Consider the following 18624-nt stretch of genomic DNA (forward strand, 5'->3'; position numbering starts at 1 on the left):
CGAAATGCGCTCCAGCCCCATGCCGGTGTCGACCGATGGCTTGGGCAGCGGGTGCATGGTGCCGGACTCGTCGCGGTTGAACTGCATGAACACGTTGTTCCAGATTTCGATGTAGCGGTCGCCGTCCTCGTCGGGCGAGCCGGGCGGGCCGCCCGCGACCTCGGGGCCGTGGTCGTAGAAGATCTCAGTGCAGGGTCCGCAGGGGCCGGTGTCGCCCATCGCCCAGAAGTTGTCGGAGGCGTAGCGGTCCCCTTTGTTGTCGCCGATGCGGACGATGCGCTCTTTCGGCACGCCGATGTCGTTGTGCCAGATGTCGTAGGCTTCGTCGTCATCAAAGTAGACCGTGACCCACAGCTTGTCGGCCGGCAGCTTCAGCACGTCGGTGAGGAATTCCCAGGCGTACTTGATCGCGTCCTGCTTGAAATAGTCGCCGAAGCTGAAGTTGCCCAGCATCTCGAAAAAGGTGTGGTGGCGCGCGGTGTAGCCGACGTTTTCCAGGTCGTTGTGCTTGCCGCCGGCGCGCACGCAGCGCTGCGACGACACCGCGCGGGTGTAGGCGCGCTTGTCGTGGCCGGTGAACACGTCCTTGAACTGCACCATGCCGGCGTTGGTGAACAGCAGGGTGGGGTCGTTGCCGGGCACCAGCGGACTGGAGGCGACGACGGTGTGGCCCTTGGAAGCGAAGAAATCGAGGAAATTCTGGCGGATGGCGCTGCTTTTCATGGTGTTGGGGTGTCGTCGTGCATGAACGTCGGGCAATAAAACATTGTATCCGTTAAAGTTCCCCCCTTACAGGCGGCAGGAGCAGGGAAGATGGACGGCGAGGCGGTGATCGCGGCAACGCGGGAATGGGTCGAAAAGGCGGTGATCAGGCTCAATCTGTGTCCGTTTGCCAAGGCGGTCTATGTGAAGAATCAGGTACGTTTCGTGGTGAGCACGGCCAGGCATCTGGATGGCCTGCTGGAAGACCTGGACCACGAGCTGGATTTCCTGGCGGCGGCCGATCCCGAGGCCGTCGACACCACGCTGCTGATTCATCCGACGCTGCTGCCGGATTTTCTCGATTTCAACGATTTCACGCAGCTGGCGGAGGCGGCCGTGGGCGAGCACGGGCTGGAAGGCGTGATCCAGATCGCCAGCTTTCATCCGGCGTTCCAGTTTGCCGATACGGCCCCCGACGATATCGGCAATTACACCAACCGCGCGCCGTATCCCACCCTGCACCTGCTGCGCGAGGCGAGCATCGCGCGAGCGGTGGCGGCTTTCCCGGAAGTGGGAACGATTTATGAGCGCAACATCGAGACGCTGAAGGCGCTGGGGCTCGCCGGCTGGGAGGCCCTGTGGGCGGCGCCTCCGCGCAACGGGAAAAACGAATCCTAGCTGCCGCAGCCGCCGCAGCAGCTGCCGCTCGCGTGGGCGGGGCGTTCCGCTTCGATCTGCACGCCGACCCTGGCCAGTTCCGCCACCAGTTCTGCCCGCGTCGGCGCCTTCTCGTCGATGCGGGCGTGCAGGCTCGCCGGGGCGTCGAAAAACGACACTTCGTGCACGCCGGGCATGGTCTTCAGGATGGCGCCGGCGCGTTCCGCCGTTGCGGCATCGATGGGGCTGGCGATAGTGAGAATCTCGATTTTCATGTTTGCTCCTTGGGTAAAAAATCAGACGTTTTCGGTCAGTCTTGCGTACAAATCCGGCAGCACCCGCGGCAGCATCGCCGCATCGCGCACCACCACATAGCCCGCCGCGCCGAACAGGTGCGGCAGGTAATCCCCGGCCGTTTCGTCGATGGTCACGCAAAACGGCGTGAGTCCCAGGCGACGCGCTTCGATGATCGCCATGCGGGTGTCCTCGATTCCGTAACGGCCTTCGTACCGGTCGAGATCGTTCGGCTTGCCGTCGGTCAGGATCAGCAACAGGCGGCGTGCGGTCTTTCGCGTCGAGAGGATCGCCGTCGCGTGGCGGATCGCCGCACCCATGCGCGTGTAGAAGCCGGGCTTCAATGCCGCCAGGCGGCCGCGAATCCGGTCGTCGTAGCGCTCGTCGAAACCCTTGAGCAGATGAAAACGCACGTTGTCGCGGCGCACCGACGAAAATCCGTACAGCGCAAAGCGGTCGCCGGTGGCCGCCAACGCCTCGCCGAACAGCAGGAGGCTGTCGCGGATCACCTCGATCACGCGCGCCGTATTGTTGACCCAGGCGTCGGTCGACAGCGACAGGTCGGCCAGCAGCAGGCAGGACAGGTCGCGCTGCTGCCGGCGGCTGTCGAGATACAGCCCGGGCTCGCTTGCGCGCATGCCGTCCGTCTTGTCGGCGGCAAAGCGCACGCAGGCGTCGATGTCGAGATCGCTGCCGGTCAGCTGGCCACGCAGGCGTGTGCGCTGCGTAGTCAGCGCCTGAAACTGCTGGCGCAGCCGCTTGGCCGGTGCGCGCAAGGCCTGCGGCAGCGCGCACGGTTCGGCGTCGCGCGCGAGCAGCATCTGCAGGCGGCAATGCGCGGGCTGCAGGCGCCGCTTGCGGCAATCCCATTCCGGCAGCAGGATGCCGTCGGCCAGCATCAGGTCGTCGTCGGCCTCGGCCGGCAGGTCGAGGTCGAAGCGCACCCGGCTGGCGGTGCTGTTGTCGTCGTCGGCGATGCTGAGGATGTCGAGGTCGTTGGCCGCTTTGGTCGCATGTTCGTTTTCGTCCTCGTCGAGCGGGCGGTCGACCTTGATGAATTCGGCCCAGGAAAACAGGCTTTCGGCACGAAACAGCAGCATGAACGGGTTCTTCGCCTGCGGCATCTCGACCCGTTCGGCGCGCCGCTTGCGGCCTTCCTGGTCGGCCGTGGATTTGGCGCCCGGCACCGGCGATTTCGCGCTGCCGGCCTGGCGCTGCTGCCCCGGGTTGCTCGGCGGCTGCGGGTGCAGCCACAGCGGTACCGGCAGCGGCGCCTGCCTGCCGGGCTCGAATCGCTCGACCGAACCCGGCTCGGCCAGCGCCGCGCGAATCGCGGCTTCGGCCGCGCGTTCCTGTCCGCTCAAGGTGTCCGGATGCGGACGCAATGCGAACAAGCTCTCGACCAGTTCGCGATAACGCTGTGCCAGACCGGGCAGCGCCTCCAGGGTGGCGCGCGTCGCCTGCTGGTTGCGCACGATCCACGGCGCATCCGGCGCAACGTCGTGCGCGGCGAGCGCGAGCAGCCACAGATACAGTTCGCGGTTCTGCGCGCGCTCCGGAAAGACGTCGAGCGCGGCCGGCAGGTGCAGCGTGGTGTCGTCGCTCCAGGTCAGCTCCACCTTGTCGCCGATGCCCGCCACGCGTTCCATCCAGCTGCGGCGCGCGCCATGCGCCGTCGCGGTGCCGGCACGCAGCGTCAGGCCGGCATCGCCGCCCAGCGCGCGAAAGTAGATCGGCGCAATGCGCTCGATCTGCTTGAGTTCCACCCGCGCCTTGGGAAAGCCGCGATAGGCGCTACGGGTGATCAGTTTGTCCCACAAGCCGCCGACGAATTCTTCCATGCCTAGCTCCTGTCCTGGGTCAAAGGATCGGCGGCCGGCCTGATCGGTATGGTGCGGGCGGCCCTGACATTGAAGGCGGCTTCGGATTCGGCGTGCAGATCGTGCACCCAGTTCAGCAATGGGCCGTTCGGGTTGCCGGCCTGCGTCTGGTCGCAAGCATCCACGCATTGGCCGCATTGCACGCAGGCGAACATCATGCGCTTGACGTTGCGCGGGTTCAGGCGCATCGGGCATACATGGTCGCAGGCCGAATAGCAGGTGGAGCAATCCTTGGCACGCTGGCGGGTGAAGCCGACCACCATCGCCTTGTCGTTGCTCATCCAGGCCAGGCTCTGGAACAGGCCGACCGCGCAGGCGTAGCGGCAAAACAGGTGGCGCGCGAACATGAACTCGACGAAGAACGCGATGCTGGCGGCGCCGAGAAAAATCGCCTGATTGCGCGTCAGGCTGCCGTGCCAGATGTTGCCGTACACCTCGGCCGGCGGCAGCAGGTAGGTCAGCAGCACCACCGCCCACAAGACCGCGCAAGCGACGACCAGCGGGACCACGGCGAACCACCAGAGCGCGTCGCGGCGGGTTTCGCTGCCGTCCGGGTTGCGCGCCGGCAGCGGCTTTTTGTCCCACAGGCTTTGCTTGCCGATCGCGCGCCGCAGCGTCTGGTTGATGGTTTCGACGATCGAGAAATGCGGGCAGAGCCAGCCGCAATACAGCCGCCCCCATTTCAGGCTGACGTAGATCAGCGTGCCGCCGACCGCCAGCAGCGGCAGAAAGCCGCGCAATACGATGTTGAGCGAGGCCTCGCCGGTGGAAGCGCGGCCAGCCAGGAAGTCGTCCATCCCCAGCGTCCAGTCGAAGCCGAACAGGATCAAGTGTTTGAGATTCAGGTCGAGCCGGAAGATGTCGAACACCGGGGCGAACACGAACAGCAGGAAAAATCCCGTCTGGGTCAGCTGGCGCCAGCGCTGTACCGGCAATCCAAGCCAGCCGCGCGTGCTGCGCGCGATGCCGGCACGGATTGCGGAAGCTGCCTGGGTGCCTACCATGTGCGGCTCCCGGGCAGGGGGTAGACGAAGGTCTGCCCGGCGATCGCGCGCGACAGGCCGAGTACGCCCAGCAGCACCAGCGTCGCATGGCAGCACAGGACATACAGCAGCAGCAGGATCCAGGCTGCCGGCTGGCCGAGGTCGACGGTCAGCACGATGAGGGCAGGCACCGCGATCAGCAGCAGGCCCGCCCACAGGCTTGCCGTGACCGCCTGGCGCAGATGGCAGCGCGTGAGCGGGTTGGTGCTGGCGCGATGCCGGCGGGCGAGCCACAGCAGCAGCAGGAATGCCAGGCCGGGCGCCAGCAGCAGATTGACCAGGTAGAGCACCTCGGCCTGCACGGCCTGTACCCGCGGGTCGGAGGGGGTGTCCATTCGATTATCGGCCGAAGCTTGCCTTGATCACTTCCAGCAAGGCCTCGGCGGTGTCCGCGTCGTCGGTCAGCGACTCGACCAGTGCGGCTTCGCAGGCGGCGACCGGATCGCAGCCTGCGCCGATGAGGCTGGCTGCGTAGACCAGCAGGCGCGTCGAAGCCGCTTCCTCCAGATCGTGGTCCTTGAGCTGGCGGAAGTGGCGGGCCAGCGTGACGAGTTGTTTTGCCAGCAGCGGCGCGGCGCCGGTTTCGGCGATCACGATTTTCTCTTCCAGCGCGGCCGGCGGAAAATCGAAGTTGATCGCGACGAAGCGCTGACGCGTCGACGGCTTCAGGCTTTTCAGCAGGTTCTGGTAGCCGGGGTTGTAGGAAACCACCAGCATGAATTCGTCGGGCGCATGCAATTCCTCGCCGGTGCGCTCGATCGGCAGGATGCGCCGGTCGTCGGTCAGCGGATGCAGCACCACGGTGGTGTCCTTGCGCGCTTCCACCACTTCGTCCAGGTAGCAGATGCCACCTTGCCGCACCGCGCGCGTCAGCGGGCCGTCCGACCAGACGGTCTGGCCGTCGCCGATCAGATGGCGGCCGACCAGGTCGGCGCTGGTCAGGTCGTCGTGGCAGGCCACCGTGATCAGCGGCCGCGCCAGGCGCGCTGCCATGTGCGCGACGAAGCGCGTCTTGCCGCAGCCGGTCGGTCCCTTGATCAAGAGCGGCAGGCGCTTGCGGAAGGCGTACTCGAACAGTTCGCATTCGTTGCCGACCGGCTGGTAGAACGGAATATTCAGGGCGGCCTCCAGGCCGGGAGCGGTCAGGTCGTTCATGGGGTTCTCCGGTTAAGTCTGCGCCATGTGGAAGGCATAGCCGATCAGGCCGGTCACCACGACCAGCCAGCCCAGCACGATCCAGCGCCACGGCGCGATCGCGCCCTGCAGCGCCATGAAGCGGTCGATCACGATGCGGCCCTTGATCAGCGTCGTCAGCAGCACCGGGGCCAGGATGGCATCGTCGGAAAGTGCGGTCTGCGACAGGCCGACCGCCACCGCCGTCATTGCAAGCAGGATCAGCCATTGAAAAGTCGCCGCTTTCATCATGATCAGCGCAACACGTAAATCAGGGGAAACAGAATGATCCACACCAGGTCGACCATGTGCCAGTAGGCGGCGCCGGTTTCGACGCCGCCGTGGCTGGTCGCGCTGTAGCCGCCTTTCCACGCCTTCAGCGTCACGGCGCCGAGGATGACCATGCCGAGCACGACATGCATGAAGTGGAAAAAGCCGAGGCCGAGATAAAACATGAAGAACGTATTGGTCGACATGGTGATGCCGGCCTCGATCTTGGCGCCGAATTCGACCAGCTTGAGCGCCAGGAAGGTGCCGCCGCAGGCCATCGCGGCGATCAGCCAGTAGGCGCAGGAGCGGGAACGGCCATGCCGGATTTGATCGACGGCACGTACCACGAAATAACTGCTGGTAATCAGCAGGACGGTATTGATGGCGCCGCTGAGCTGATCCAGCTCCAGTTGCGACGCATTGAACAATTCGACATTGCGCGTACGGGCAAATGCATACGCCAGAAAAAAGACGCCGAATACCAGCAATTCGGCGAGTATGAAAAACCACATGGCAAGATCGCCCGGTAGCGCGCGGCGATCGTCATGCGGGGGTGAGGAAGTGATTGCCAGGTTCAAGTCGGTATCCTTGTCCGCCCGGCAAGCCGGGCGGACTGTCAGGCTCAGGTCGTGGCGGCCTCACTCTTTCCCTTGATGAAGAAGCTGCCGATGTACAGCAGGACGCCGACCAGGAAGATCAGGCCGGAGACTTCACGCATCCAGTAGAACAGCGAGACCTGTTCCTGCGCCGCCATGAACGACATCGGTTCAGTCGCAATGCGCTGCAGCCATATCTGCAGGATGCCGGCGGCGGTCAGGAACAGCGTGATAAAGACCATCGCAACCGTCATCAGCCAGAACGACCACATTTCGACCACTTGCGCGGTCCTGCCGTTGGCGGCGCGGCCGCGCATCAGCGGCATGGTGTAGCTGATCATGGTCAGCACGACCATCACATATGCGCCGTAGAACGCCATGTGGCCGTGCGCCGCCGTGATCTGGCTGCCGTGGGTATAGAAGTTCACCGGCGCGAGGGTGTGCAGGAAGCCCCAGACGCCGGCGCCCAGGAAAGCCATCACGCCGGTGCCGAGTGCCCACAGCACGGCCACCTTGTTCGGATGCTCACGCCGTCTGCGGTTGACCATGTTGAATGCGAACACCGTCATCATGAAGAACGGAATCGGTTCCAGGGCGGAGAACACGCTGCCCCACCATTGCCAGTATTCCGGCGCGCCGATCCAGTAATAATGGTGGCCGGTGCCGATGAGACCGGTAATCAGCGCCATCGCAATGATCACGTACAGCCATTTCTCGATCACCTCGCGGTCCACGCCGGTCACCTTGATCAGAACGAACGCCAGCATCGCGCCCATGATCAGTTCCCACACGCCTTCTACCCACAGGTGCACGACCCACCACCAGTAGTACTTGTCCTTGACGAGGTTGGCCGGGTTGTAGAACGAGAACAGGAAGAAAATCGCGAGTCCCCACAGGCCGATCAGCATCACCAGGTTGATCGTGGTCTTGCGGCCGCGCAACACCGTCATCGACAGGTTGTACAGCATCGCCAGCGCCACCACCACGATGCCGATCTTGGTTGGCAGCGGCTGTTCGAGGAACTCCCGTCCCATCGTCGCCAGCAGGTCGTTGCCGGTCCATTTGGCCAGCGATGCGTAGGGCACCAGGAGGTAGCCGAGGACAGTCGCCGCTCCGGCGACGAGGAATATCCAGAACATCGCCATGGCGAGCTTCGGACTATGCAGCTCGCGTTCCGACTCTTCCGGAATCAGGTAGTAGGCCGCACCCATGAAGCCGAACAGGAGCCACACGATCAGCAGGTTGGTGTGCACCATGCGCGCCACGTTGAACGGGATCGCCGGGAACAGGAAGTCCCCGACCACATACTGCAAGCCCATGATCAGACCGAATACGATCTGGCCGAGAAAGAGGCCGATTGCCGCGATGAAATAGGGCTTCGCGACCGCCTGTGATTTGTATTTCATAAGATTCCCCGTTTGTTGCATTGCGTTTGACGACGTGCTTAGCCCTCAATGTTGGGCGGCCATTTGGATGTGTTGATCTCCGAGGCGTATTTGAGGAAGCTCACCAGGTCGTCGAGCTGCTGCTCGTCCAGGTGAAACTGGGGCATCTGGCGCCGTCCGGGGGCGCCGCTGGGCTGGATCTTCATCCAGGTCTTGATGAAATCCGGGCCGCGCCGGGTGTAGACGTTGACCAGTTCCGGCGCGAAATAGGCACCTTCGCCCATCATGGTGTGGCAGCCGATGCAATTGCGCGTCTCCCATATGTGCTTGCCGCGCACGACCGACTCGGTCAGATTCGCACGGTTGTCGCGCTTGGGGAGCGTCTGCATGGTGTCGAACGTGAGGCCGAGTAACAGCAGGAAGAAGAACACCGCGCCGCCGTAAAAGATGTTGCGGGCTGCGGATTTTGTGAATGCCGAGCTCATTTGGTTGGGTCCCTTTCGTTTGCTGGGTTGGATACGAATCGCGTGCTGCGGCGCGTCCTCCACTTGCCTGCGCCAAGCTCGGCTATCGAGGTCTTAATATATATTTAAAATACATGTTAGGTAAAGCGGAAAATTCGCTTGTTGCTTTAGTGAGACAGTTGGGCTGGCGGCAGGCGGCCATGCAAGCGCTGCCTTGCGGGCCAGGACGCGCCGGCTCGCGCCGGGCGAACCGCAGGCAGACGCGTGCCTGCGTGCGCTTTCGGGTGGGGGGATTGCCGGGATGGTGCGGTGCGCAAGCTTGCTCGCGCACCCGGTTGCGGTGTCTGGACTGCTGTCCGCGCGCGTTTCGGGAATGAAAAAAGGGGCTGGCGCCCCTTTCAGGTTTTTGCGGACGACGGGGTCAGGACAGGCCGCCGCGGTAGTCAGCGATGCCGGGGTTGGATTTGCCGACGCCGATGATTTTGGGCTCGTTCAGTTTCAGACCCTTGATGACCTTCTTGTCGCGCAGATAGGCCGCGACGACATCCCATACCGGCTCGCCCTCTGCGCCTTCGCCCACCGGCGCCCAGCCGGCGACCTTGTAGACCGTGTTGGCATCGACCGGCTTGCCCTTCAGCATCATGTTGCTGATGCGCTGGCCGATTTTCCTGGTCGGGTTGATGGTGTATTCGATGCCGCCGACGCGCACCATGTCGCCCCCTTGCTGATAGTAGGGGTCGGTATTGAACAGGTTGTCGGCGACGTCTTCCATGATGTTCTTGATGGTGTCGCCGGTCATCTCGGTCAGCGTGGTCTGCGGATAGGTGATGGCGGTCTGGTCCATCAGGCGTTCCATGGTGATGGCGTCGCCCGGCAGCAGCGTGGTGCCCCAGCGGAAGCCGGGCGAGAAGGCGGCATCCGCGCCTTTGACTTCCATCAGCGCGTCGACCAGCAACTGGTCCCAGGTGCCGTTGAAGTTGCCGCGGCGATAGAGGAAGTCGTCGGTGACGGCGAGCTTCTCGCTGAGCTTGTCTTCGTAGGGCGCACGCACTTTCTTGATCAGCGCGTCCATCGCCGGGTCGGCCGGCAGCAGGTTGGAGAACACCGGCAGCAGGCGGTATTTGTAGCTTTGAATCTTGCCGCCGCGAACATCGAAGTCCATGACGCCGAGGAACTTGCCGTTGGAGCCCGCATTGGTCACCAGCGTGATGCCCTTGGCGTTCTTGACCTTGACCGGCTGCGGCACGCCGTCGTGGGTGTGGCCGCCGAAGATGGCATCGATGCCGGTGACGCGGCCGGCCATTTTAAGGTCGACGTCCATGCCGTTGTGCGAGAGCACGATCACGACTTTGGCGCCGTTGGCGCGCGCGTCGTCCACCCATTTCTGCATGCCGTCGTCGCGGATGCCGAAACTCCAGTCCGGCACCATCCAGCGCGGGTTGGCGATCGGCGTGTAGGGGAAGGCCTGGCCGATGATGGCGATTTTCACGCCGCTCATCTCCTTCATGACGTAGGGCTTGAATACCTGGTCGCCGAAGTCGTTGGTGACGACGTTCTGCGCGACGAAATCGATGTCGGCTTTCTTGAAATCGTTGTTGACGATTTCCATCACCCGTTCGGCGCCGAAAGTCGATTCCCAGTGCGGCGTCATGACGTTGACGCCGAGCGCGATGCAGGCATCGACCATGTCCTGTGCATCGGTCCACAGCGAGGTGGCCGAACCCTGCCAGGTGTCGCCGCCGTCGAGCAGCAGCGCACCGGGGCGCTGCGCGCGGATTTTGTCTACCAGGGTTTTCAGGTGAGCGAAGCCACCGACCTTGCCGTAGACTTTGGCCGCCTCGGTGAAATCGAGGTAAGAGAAAGCGTGGGCTTCGGCGCTGCCGGGCTTGATGCCGAATTCTTTCAGCAGATGCCGGCCGACCAGGTGAGGCGCCTTGCCGTTGGCCGAACCGATTCCCAGGTTGACGTTGGGCTCGCGGAACCACACCGGCATCAACTGGGCGTGGCAGTCGGTAAAGTGCATGAACGAGACGTTGCCGTGGCGCGGCACATCGTAGAAATTGGCAGGCGCCTTGCCGGCCAGCGCGGACTTGCTGTCCAGCGCCATGCCGGACGCTGCGGCGACGGCAAGCAATTGCAGGAACTCACGGCGGTTCATGTGCATGGAACGCTCCTCGAAAATAATGTGATGATGTTTTTGGTATTGTCAGTTGATAAGGCGCAGCGGGTAAATGGTAGCTCCGGCTCATGCACAAGCGTATCGGCTCTGCAAATGAAAAAGCCCGGCTGCCCGGGCTTTTTCACGCAGCGCGGCCGCTTACTTGCGGAATACGGAAGCCTTCATCGGCAGGCCGTTGGACAGCGAGGAATGGAAATACTCCAGGTTGTTCATGGTGGCGCTGCCTTGTGCCGCCGGCACGCCGCGCACCATCCGGAAACAACCGCTATAGCGCTGTTGCAGGGTGGTCAGGGTGTCGCCGCCACGGAACACCGGCCAGTGCACGGTATGGCCGATCGCAGGTGAGATCAGTTCGGAGCGCAGACGGACGCCGGCGTTCTGCACGTGGCAGCTGGCACAGGCGAAGTTGAGCTGCCCCCTGCGGCCGAAGAAGGTCGTCTTGCCGTCCTGGTAGGCGGCCATGGCCTTGGGGCCTTCGACTTTGATGTTCACCAGCATGCCGTCGGACAAGGTGCGCATATAGGACGTCAGAACCCCCATGGTTTTCATGTCGTCGACCTTGTAGGCGTCTTCGCCATTGGCGGTACGGCAGCTGTTGATCGCATCGTGCAGCGTGACGACCTTGCCCTTGGCATCGTCGAACATGGGATAGTTGCCGGCGATCTGCTTGCCGCCGCCGGGCAGGCAGTCGGCATAGGTTTTGCCGTTCTTGAACGGGGTTTCCCACATCTTGCGGCCGGCCTCGATCGTGGCTTCGTAGGGCGGGAATTCCATGATGGCGTCGTATTGCGCCTTGCTGTCGGCATCGAATGCCAGCGCGCCGTAGACGTAGTCTTCAATGTTGACGTTGGGATTCTTGGATGTGTAGTGCTTGATGAGATCCTGCCGATCCTGCTCGGGCGTAGCGTGCACCGTGGCAGCGCCCAGGGCGATACCCAGACCAGCCATGCCTGCCAGCAGTTTCAAGATATTTTTTTGTTTCATGCCGTCCTCCTCAAACCTGATGATAAAACACGAGCGGGGCATGGTGCCCCGCTCGGATATTGCCTGAATTAGCCGATGGTGGCTTCGGCGGAGTTTTTGTCGCCTTTGTTGTCGACCCAGTTGACGACGACCTTGTCGCCTTTCTTGGGCCCCTTGACCTTGAATCCCAGGTAGGGGTTCTTGGAGATGCCGGTGCCGAAGTCGGCGTTCAGCACTGCGGCGCCGTTGACGGTGGCCGTCACGTCCTGAATGAAGTGGGCGGGCACCAGTTGGCCGGTTTTGGCGTCTTTGCGCAGACCGGTTTCCATCGGGTGGTTCATCAGCACTTTGACGTCGGCGACGTCGCCTGCCATGGTGACGCGGATACGCATGGGTTCAGCCATTTGGCTTTCCTTTCTAGTAAAGAATTCAGTTCAACGCATGATGTCTGGCCAGGCCGGGATCAGCCGCCGCAGCCGCCGACGGTGACTTTGACTTCCTTGGCCGCGGTGTAGGACTTGCCGCCGGCATTGACCACCGCACGGACAAACGAAGTCTGAGCCACCTTGATGCGGGTGGAAATGAAGCCCTCGGCGCCGCCCGACAGGCTGTAGGAGCCGACTAGGGGGGTGCCGTTCTTTTCGGCAAAAATGGCGATGCTGGTCGTGCCGGCGATGCTGCTGGTGACTTCCACCGGCACAACCGAACCGTTCTCGGCGATGTCCGGCATCTTGATGGTGATCTCCTTGCTGTCGATCGGGCCGACAACGTCGAGCCCCTTCATCGCATCGCCGACGTTCTTGGCCTCGAAGGCGGCCTTGTTCCAGGCTGCCAGCGCCTGGGTGGGCTTCAGCAGGCCGGCGGCCACGGCGATGGCCACGGTGCCTGCGCCTGCGGCGCCTTTCAGTACGTTTCTACGAAGTGCATTCATTTGTCTGTCTCCTTTTAAATAGCAAAATCATCAATATTTCTGGCGTTTCCGTTTTCCATATTCAGGCTATTGAAATAACCTGTTTTTTGAATGGAAAATTGAGCAATCCACAATTTCGCCAACCCACCTACGATTAGCAAACGCCATGCCAAACAATGAATCAACACCAAGACATTGATAACAATAAAAAATATTTTCCACGCTTCGAACCGTAAACATCCAGCCATGGCGTAACGCCAGTCCCCTATGCCCTGCTTCGGGAGAAATGGGACACTGCAGGCACCCTGTTCTTTCGGGCACCCATTGCAGCGCAGCGCTCGAATCGCCCTGCGCTCCCCATACGGTTCACCTATCGAAAAATCCGGCTTCCCCCAATCCCGGCGGGAAATAAAAAAACCGCCCCGAAGGGCGGCAGAAGGCATAACGCATCAGAAATATCGATTTCCCCAATGCGTTATGGAGGAGGCCATTGATGCGACGTCACATAAATTTCTTGGCAAAAGGCACCGTGACGCGGACGGTGAAAATATTGTCTTCAATTGTATTGTTGTCGTTCCGGATACGGTCTGCCTGGTATTGCAGGCGGATCCCGCGGTCAAGACGCTGAGTCAGGCCGATCGAGGTTTCCTGGAACGTATTGTTGCTCAGGGAAGTATTCGGATCATATTCAGAATAGCGCCCCACGGCCTCCCATTTCGGCGTCAATTTATAACCGAGCGAAAGCTCATAGCCCCTGGCTTTCAGATCGGCAGCACCGCCCGGAGTTTCATCCTTGCCGGTCATGACTTCGCCCCAGGCCCACCACTTGTCCTTGGCATAATCGTTGTAACGCAGCACGAAGGCATGGCGTTCACGGTCGAGTTCCGGCCCCGCGTTGATCTGCGCGCTGCCGAGCCGCAAGCCGTAATGCGCCCAGATCGATCCCTTGTGAAACTCCAGGCTGCCGTTGAAGTCTTTCTTGTCGCCTTCGTCCTGCTGCTTGACGCCCGTGCTGTTGTAGACGCCGGCGGTATAGGTCAGGCTGCTGTCGCTGCCCAGGTTGATCTGATTGAAAGCCATGATGCCGGTCTTGAAGATGTTGGTCACGATTTCACCGCCATCCGCCGTACAACCGATCGAGCCGCAGCCATAGAGCTGCGAGGTCATGCGGGTGTAATTGACCCATGGCGCAATTCCGGCGGGAACGTAAAAGGCATGGCCGAACGGGACGATCACGGACCCCACCTGGATGTTGGTCATGTCGAAAACATCGCGGAAGGTGGCGCTGGCGCGAAAGGCGCGCGCACTGCCGTTGGCCGCAGAAGTGACCCCGTTGCGCGCCCATTCCGTGACGACCAGATAATCCACGTCCTTGGTGATGCTGCCTTTCATGTACCAGCGCAGGCGCTGGAATGAAAACTCGCTCTTGTCGGATGCCGCATTCTTGCTGTCGGTCAGCGTGAAAGTGGGCTGCATCTCGACGCCCATGGTCATGGTGACCTCGTCCGAAGGCGCGGACTCGCGTCCGTACAGCATGGGCCAGGCCTTGTAGGAATCGACCTTGGCCTCCGCCTCCGCCTGGGCTGCCTGATGGAACAAGGACATCCCCGTAAGGCACAGCGCCGACAAGGTGTATTGGGTAAACTTCTTCGAAGAATCAGTCATGTGTGATTTCCTTTCCGCGCATTGGCGCGGGATTGCGATCGTTGTCTGGGAAACGCGTGTTTACTTGGCGTACAGGAATGCCATGACATCCTGGATATCCTGGTCGGTCAGCACCTTGTTCGGGCCATAAACGGGCATGAAGGCATTCGGGTTGTAGAAGCGGACATCCCAGAGACGCTGATAGGTGTAGTCCAAAGGCATTTCCCGATACCCGTAGCCCTTCAAGCTGGGGCCGATGGTGCCGCCTTCGTGCTTGGGCAGCGCATGGCAGGCAATGCAGTTCCCCCAACGCAGGTTGGTTGCGATTTTCTCGCCCCGTTCCGCGTCCCCGTTGAGCGGTCCCTTGAACTCGACACGTTCCACCGGCGGCGAGGTCATTTTTCCGCATGGCAGGTCGTAGTCGTGGCAAGGAAAGTTCTTGAGCAGTTCGCGCGGATACTGTTCGCCGGGAACCCACTTCGGCGCCTCCTCGGCCGAGCTGGGGGCGATTGCGCCGACGGTCAGAGAAGCCGCCAGCACAAGCAGTGGCAGATAACGCTGTTTGAAGCCAAATTTCATGTCAGTTTTCCTTTTTAATCAGTTGCGGCACCGAAGACGCGCTTCAATCCAGATAGCTGGTATCCATGTTGTATTCGCTGACCGGGATACTCATCTTGTAGCCATTCGCCGACGCCTTGAGGAACACCTCGATATCCGTCATGGCTGGGCTGCCTTCCTCCCCTGGGTAGATGCGCGACAAAATCTGGCAGGACTTGATCTGGTGCTGGAGGGTGAAGACGTACTCGAAATCGTCGCCCGGCAACGTGTAGGGAAAGTGATAGATGGGGTACTGGGCGGCGTCGCCGAAGAAAGTGGTCGGACGCTGGCCGCGCAGATATTTGCCTGTGGCGGGCGGGGTATGGCAGCTCGCGCAGGCGAAGTTGAAATGTCCGCCGCGCTTGAAGAACAAGTCGCGGCCCCGTTCGTAGGACGCCTTGATCGGCCCCGGAGAGGTGGCATCGATCTTCACGACCTTGCCATCCGACAGGGAGCCGACGAAGAAGTCGATCAGCGTGTTCTGGCGCGTGTTCTCCTTCCAGTCGAAACCGAGCCGTTCGGTTGCGCAGGTTTTGATCTGCGTGGGGACGGTCACGACGCGCTTCAGGCGTTTGTTGTAGGCCGGGTAGTTTGCGTATATCCCCTTGAGCTTTTTCCCTTCTGCGCCGTGGCAGGAAGCACAGGATTGCCCCTTGGCATTCTTCTCGTCGTAGTACCCCCTGCCGATATCGATCGCGCTTTCCGCATCGAAGCTTTTGATAGCCCAGCGGAAATCCTTGTAGTTCATCTCATGGGACATCTTTCCGCTTTTCTTGGCGGCTTCGAGCGTCTTCTCATCCTTCCAGTATTGATAGGTATTCGAGAATTTCGCGTCTCCCGAAACATGTGGGATTGCCAGCTCCTTGCCCGGCATGTAGTCGAATTTCGGATACTCCTCGGCGCTTGCCGGAAGCGCGGCGGCAGCAAGGCAAGCGCCGAATGCCAGCAATTTGAGTTTTCTTGGAATGTTCATAGCCTCTCCATTAATTGAAACAAACGAGTCGGGCGGAAGATCGCTGTTGCCGCCCGAGTCGCGTCCACCCGACAGGCTTAAAGCATACGTCGTGCCAGCAGCGAAACAAGGCAATAATCAATTGAAAACAAAGGAAAAATCAAAAAAGCGCCCGACCAGAAAGGCGCTGCCACTGGCGTATCGCCAATCGGTCAGGCCAAGCCATGGGAGAAACGCCATAGCACGCATGCGTACCGTTTTTTCCCCGATGCCCGGCCAATAGCCCGCGAGCTTGACGCTGGCCGCAGGATGGGACTAAGGTGGTCCGCAGATTGCGTTTTAATGACTTGGCTTCTTCCTGGTTCCATGCACCCGCCTGATCCAAAAGACATATCCCCGCCTCCCGAACCGATCGGCGCGTACAAGGTTTTGATCATTGATGACGAACCGGAAATCGCACGCATACTCGGGCGCGTGATACAGACCTGCGGCGACTTTCAGGTCGCCGTCCGGGTCGGCAAGTTCGATCTGGAGAACGAACTCCCCGCGCTTGAGCCGACCCTGATCTTCCTCGATCTGGTGATGCCGGATTTCGATGGATTCGAGGTGTTGAGCCGGATTCAAGGCGTCCTGCCGGACACCCCGGTTGTGGTCGTGAGCGCTTATTCCACCATCGAAAATGCCGTACGCGCAGTGAAACTGGGGGCTTTCGACTTCCTGCCGAAACCGTTCGATCCCGAGTCGGTACAGTTGATCGTCGCCAAGCTCGAACAGGATCTGGCGCTGCGCGCGCGTTGCGAAGCCCTCAAACGCTCCCTGCTGGGCCAGGACGGATATCTGCGCAGCATCAACGGCCAGAGTGCGGCCATCGAACGCCTGCATAGCTGGATTCTGCGCGTACGCCATACGCGCGCAAGCGTGCTGATCGAAGGTGAAAGCGGCACCGGCAAGGAGTTGGTCGCGCGCGCGATACACGCCGACCAAGGGCCTTTCGTGGCGGTCAACATGGCAGCCATTCCCGACGAACTGGCCGATTCCGAACTGTTCGGCCATCGGCGCGGCGCCTTTACCGGCGCCACCCAGGATCGCAAGGGCCTATTGTGCGAGGCACACGGCGGGACCGTGTTCCTGGACGAAGTGAACTCCATGTCGCCCCTGATTCAGGCCAAGCTGCTGCGCGTCATCCAGGAGCGGCGGGTGCGGCCGGTCGGGAGCGACAAGGAACAGGAAGTCGACTTCCGCATCATTTCCGCCACCAACGAGAAACTGGAAAAAATGGTGCAGGATGGCGGGTTCCGCCGCGACCTCTATCATCGCCTGCGCGTGCTGGGAACCACGCTGCCGCCGCTGCGCGAGCGCATCGAAGACATACCGCTGCTTGCCCAGCAATTCATGCAGCACTACAGCCGCGCCCACGGCAAGCGGGTGCGCCAGATCCGCTCCGATGCGCTGTATTGCCTGCAGCAGATGGCGTGGCCGGGCAACGTGCGCGAACTTGAAAACCTGATCGAGGCGGTGGTGATCCTGTGCGAAGACTCGGCCCAGGAAATCACGCTGCCCATGCTGAACCACATTGCGCGAGGAGAGGTCGTGGCGGAGGAAACCGGGCAGAACGCGATCTTGACGCTGGCCGAAGCGGAGCGGATCCATGTCCGGCGCATCCTCGAAATGACGTCGGGCAACAAGACCCATGCCGCCCGGCTGTTGGGCATCGATTACAAGACGCTGTTGCGCAGGCTGTAGCGGGCGAAAGGAAAAAACATGGCGGACATACGGGATTTTGCGCGCGGAAGAAGAAGATTTCTCACCGCATTGGGCGGCTTGGGAATGAGCGGCCTCGCGCTGAGCCTCGGGGCTGCGACCCGGCGCGAAACAGCACTGGACAGAATCGATGGCGTCATCGACAGAAACATGTGCATCACGCCCGCGTCCATGTCGGCATTGCGCATCGATCCTGCCGTCCTGCCGAAAGACCTGACTTTCGTTGGCACCCGATTGCTGAAACTGGGCTTTCTGGACGAGGTTGCCCAACTTTATACGAAGCGCACCGGAAACCGGGTCAGGGTAATTGGCGATGGATGCGATGGTGGTCTGGTCGCGGCGCGGACGGGCAAGGCGCATTTTGGCGAATTATGTTGCCCGGTGCAGGATTCACCCGCCGCCGGGATGGGCTGGCTGCCTGTGGCACAAGACATGAAAGTGGTGTTGACCTCACCCGACAACCCTGTACACGACATCAGCCTGGCCAACCTGCGCAGGGTGGCGACCGGCGAAATCCGGAACTGGCGTGAGCTGGGCGGTGCCGACCGGCCGATCGCTTTTATCGTGCACAACCACTGCCCACCCTATCTTGAGCCTGTCCGCACCGTCCTGCTCAACGGCGGAAAAACCTGGTCGAAGCACGCCATGCGTTCCAACACCGATTCGGACCATTTGCGCCATCTGGCGCGTTTTCGACCGTCCCTGGGGGTCGACAGCTGGGTGCTCGCCGCTCCCTACGTCAAGCAGGGCCAACTCAAGGTTCTCAGCGTCGATGGTGTCATGCCAAGTGTGCGCAGCGTTTCGCGCGGGGATTATCCACTGACGGGTCCGCTCAATCTGATTTTCGCATTGTGGATGGATGACGTGATGCGGCCATTTCTGGATTTCATCTACAGCGAGGACGCACAGCGGATCATCGCCAGGAACACGGTCCCAGTGAGCGGCACCCAGGCGGCCGAACTGGGCGATGCGCCGGAATACCTGCGACGCCCGAAAATCAGTGCGCTCAGGGGCTAGTGTCGTGACTCAGAAATATCGCAACATGAAACGGCGTCTTTTTCCGCATGGCGGCGTTGCTCGTCGTTGCCATAGAGCCGGCTATGTCGCCTCCTCGCGCCTTGCCCTGCGAAAAAATCCATCCGTTTCATTACGTC

21 protein-coding genes are annotated in these 18624 nt (G+C 61.5%); 3 read left to right on the top strand and 18 right to left on the bottom strand.

Translation table 11 applies throughout. The features are described 5' to 3' along the window. Positions 1-723 (bottom strand): alanine--tRNA ligase-related protein (locus tag Q0L94_RS17095; RefSeq protein WP_296755730.1); only part of this gene is annotated, 723 nt, incomplete at its 3' end. Positions 724-813: 90 nt separating this feature from the next. On the opposite strand from Q0L94_RS17095, the gene Q0L94_RS17100 reads away from it, so the two are divergent. Next, positions 814-1380: a DUF1415 domain-containing protein gene (locus Q0L94_RS17100; protein ID WP_296755733.1), complete on the top strand. Its 567-nt coding sequence runs from the start codon at positions 814-816 to the stop codon at positions 1378-1380. Here the strand turns inward: Q0L94_RS17100 and Q0L94_RS17105 are convergent. The 17 genes from Q0L94_RS17105 to soxA (Q0L94_RS17185) form a co-directional block, all read right to left on the bottom strand. Beyond that, on the bottom strand, positions 1377-1634 hold the full coding sequence (locus tag Q0L94_RS17105) for a hypothetical protein (protein ID WP_296755735.1): 258 nt from the start codon (positions 1632-1634) through the stop codon (positions 1377-1379). The two genes, Q0L94_RS17100 and Q0L94_RS17105, sit on opposite strands and share 4 nt — an antisense overlap. Before the next feature lie 21 nt (positions 1635-1655). Beyond that, a complete protein-coding gene (locus Q0L94_RS17110) occupies positions 1656-3494 on the bottom strand; it encodes a nitric oxide reductase (protein WP_296755737.1) in 1839 nt (612 codons plus the stop codon). 2 nt (positions 3495-3496) lie between these two features. Beyond that, complete coding sequence (locus Q0L94_RS17115; protein WP_296755738.1) at positions 3497-4537, bottom strand: 4Fe-4S binding protein; 1041 nt, start codon at positions 4535-4537, stop codon at positions 3497-3499. Next, positions 4531-4911 carry a hypothetical protein gene (locus Q0L94_RS17120; RefSeq protein WP_296755740.1) on the bottom strand — a complete coding sequence of 127 codons (381 nt, stop codon included), beginning with the start codon at positions 4909-4911 and terminating at the stop codon, positions 4531-4533. Before Q0L94_RS17120 ends, Q0L94_RS17115 begins: the two co-directional genes overlap by 7 nt. 4 nt (positions 4912-4915) lie before the next feature. Then, positions 4916-5731, bottom strand: coding sequence for a CbbQ/NirQ/NorQ/GpvN family protein (locus Q0L94_RS17125; RefSeq protein ID WP_296755742.1), 816 nt, complete (start codon positions 5729-5731; stop codon positions 4916-4918). Positions 5732-5743: 12 nt separating this feature from the next. Beyond that, complete coding sequence (locus tag Q0L94_RS17130) at positions 5744-6001, bottom strand: cytochrome C oxidase subunit IV family protein (RefSeq protein WP_296755743.1); 258 nt, start codon at positions 5999-6001, stop codon at positions 5744-5746. Positions 6002-6003: 2 nt separating this feature from the next. Further along, positions 6004-6597, bottom strand: coding sequence for a cytochrome c oxidase subunit 3 family protein (locus tag Q0L94_RS17135; protein WP_296755745.1), 594 nt, complete (start codon positions 6595-6597; stop codon positions 6004-6006). 44 nt (positions 6598-6641) lie between these two features. After that, on the bottom strand, positions 6642-8021 hold the full coding sequence (locus Q0L94_RS17140) for a cbb3-type cytochrome c oxidase subunit I (RefSeq protein WP_296755748.1): 1380 nt from the start codon (positions 8019-8021) through the stop codon (positions 6642-6644). Positions 8022-8059: 38 nt separating this feature from the next. Then, a complete protein-coding gene (locus Q0L94_RS17145; protein ID WP_296755749.1) occupies positions 8060-8485 on the bottom strand; it encodes a cytochrome c in 426 nt (141 codons plus the stop codon). 400 nt (positions 8486-8885) lie between these two features. After that, entirely contained in the window at positions 8886-10628 is a 1743-nt protein-coding gene (gene soxB, locus Q0L94_RS17150; protein ID WP_296755752.1) for a thiosulfohydrolase SoxB, read from the bottom strand. A 153-nt stretch (positions 10629-10781) separates the two neighbouring features. Beyond that, a complete protein-coding gene (gene soxA / locus Q0L94_RS17155; RefSeq protein WP_296755754.1) occupies positions 10782-11627 on the bottom strand; it encodes a sulfur oxidation c-type cytochrome SoxA in 846 nt (281 codons plus the stop codon). Positions 11628-11695: 68 nt separating this feature from the next. Continuing rightward, positions 11696-12010 carry a thiosulfate oxidation carrier complex protein SoxZ gene (gene soxZ / locus Q0L94_RS17160; RefSeq protein ID WP_296755755.1) on the bottom strand — a complete coding sequence of 105 codons (315 nt, stop codon included), beginning with the start codon at positions 12008-12010 and terminating at the stop codon, positions 11696-11698. 59 nt (positions 12011-12069) lie between these two features. Continuing rightward, positions 12070-12537 carry a thiosulfate oxidation carrier protein SoxY gene (gene soxY / locus Q0L94_RS17165; RefSeq protein WP_296755758.1) on the bottom strand — a complete coding sequence of 156 codons (468 nt, stop codon included), beginning with the start codon at positions 12535-12537 and terminating at the stop codon, positions 12070-12072. A gap of 14 nt (positions 12538-12551) precedes the next feature. Further along, positions 12552-12959, bottom strand: coding sequence for a hypothetical protein (locus Q0L94_RS17170; RefSeq protein WP_296755760.1), 408 nt, complete (start codon positions 12957-12959; stop codon positions 12552-12554). 58 nt (positions 12960-13017) lie between these two features. Further along, positions 13018-14181: a hypothetical protein gene (locus Q0L94_RS17175; protein ID WP_296755762.1), complete on the bottom strand. Its 1164-nt coding sequence runs from the start codon at positions 14179-14181 to the stop codon at positions 13018-13020. Positions 14182-14241: 60 nt separating this feature from the next. Then, positions 14242-14739, bottom strand: a complete 498-nt coding sequence (soxX, locus tag Q0L94_RS17180; RefSeq protein ID WP_296755764.1) for a sulfur oxidation c-type cytochrome SoxX — start codon at positions 14737-14739, stop codon at positions 14242-14244. Between the two features lie 43 nt (positions 14740-14782). After that, on the bottom strand, positions 14783-15730 hold the full coding sequence (gene soxA, locus Q0L94_RS17185) for a sulfur oxidation c-type cytochrome SoxA (RefSeq protein ID WP_296755766.1): 948 nt from the start codon (positions 15728-15730) through the stop codon (positions 14783-14785). A 345-nt stretch (positions 15731-16075) separates the two neighbouring features. Here soxA (Q0L94_RS17185) and Q0L94_RS17190 point away from each other — a divergent pair, with 345 nt between their 5' ends. Continuing rightward, the gene (locus tag Q0L94_RS17190) at positions 16076-17452 is read left to right on the top strand and encodes a sigma-54 dependent transcriptional regulator (protein WP_296755767.1); all 1377 of its coding nucleotides are present in this window, start codon (positions 16076-16078) and stop codon (positions 17450-17452) included. An 18-nt stretch (positions 17453-17470) separates the two neighbouring features. Beyond that, the gene (locus Q0L94_RS17195) at positions 17471-18487 is read left to right on the top strand and encodes a substrate-binding domain-containing protein (RefSeq protein WP_296755770.1); all 1017 of its coding nucleotides are present in this window, start codon (positions 17471-17473) and stop codon (positions 18485-18487) included. Positions 18488-18624: the final 137 nt, after the last annotated feature.

This window comes from Thiobacillus sp. (assembly GCF_024708915.1).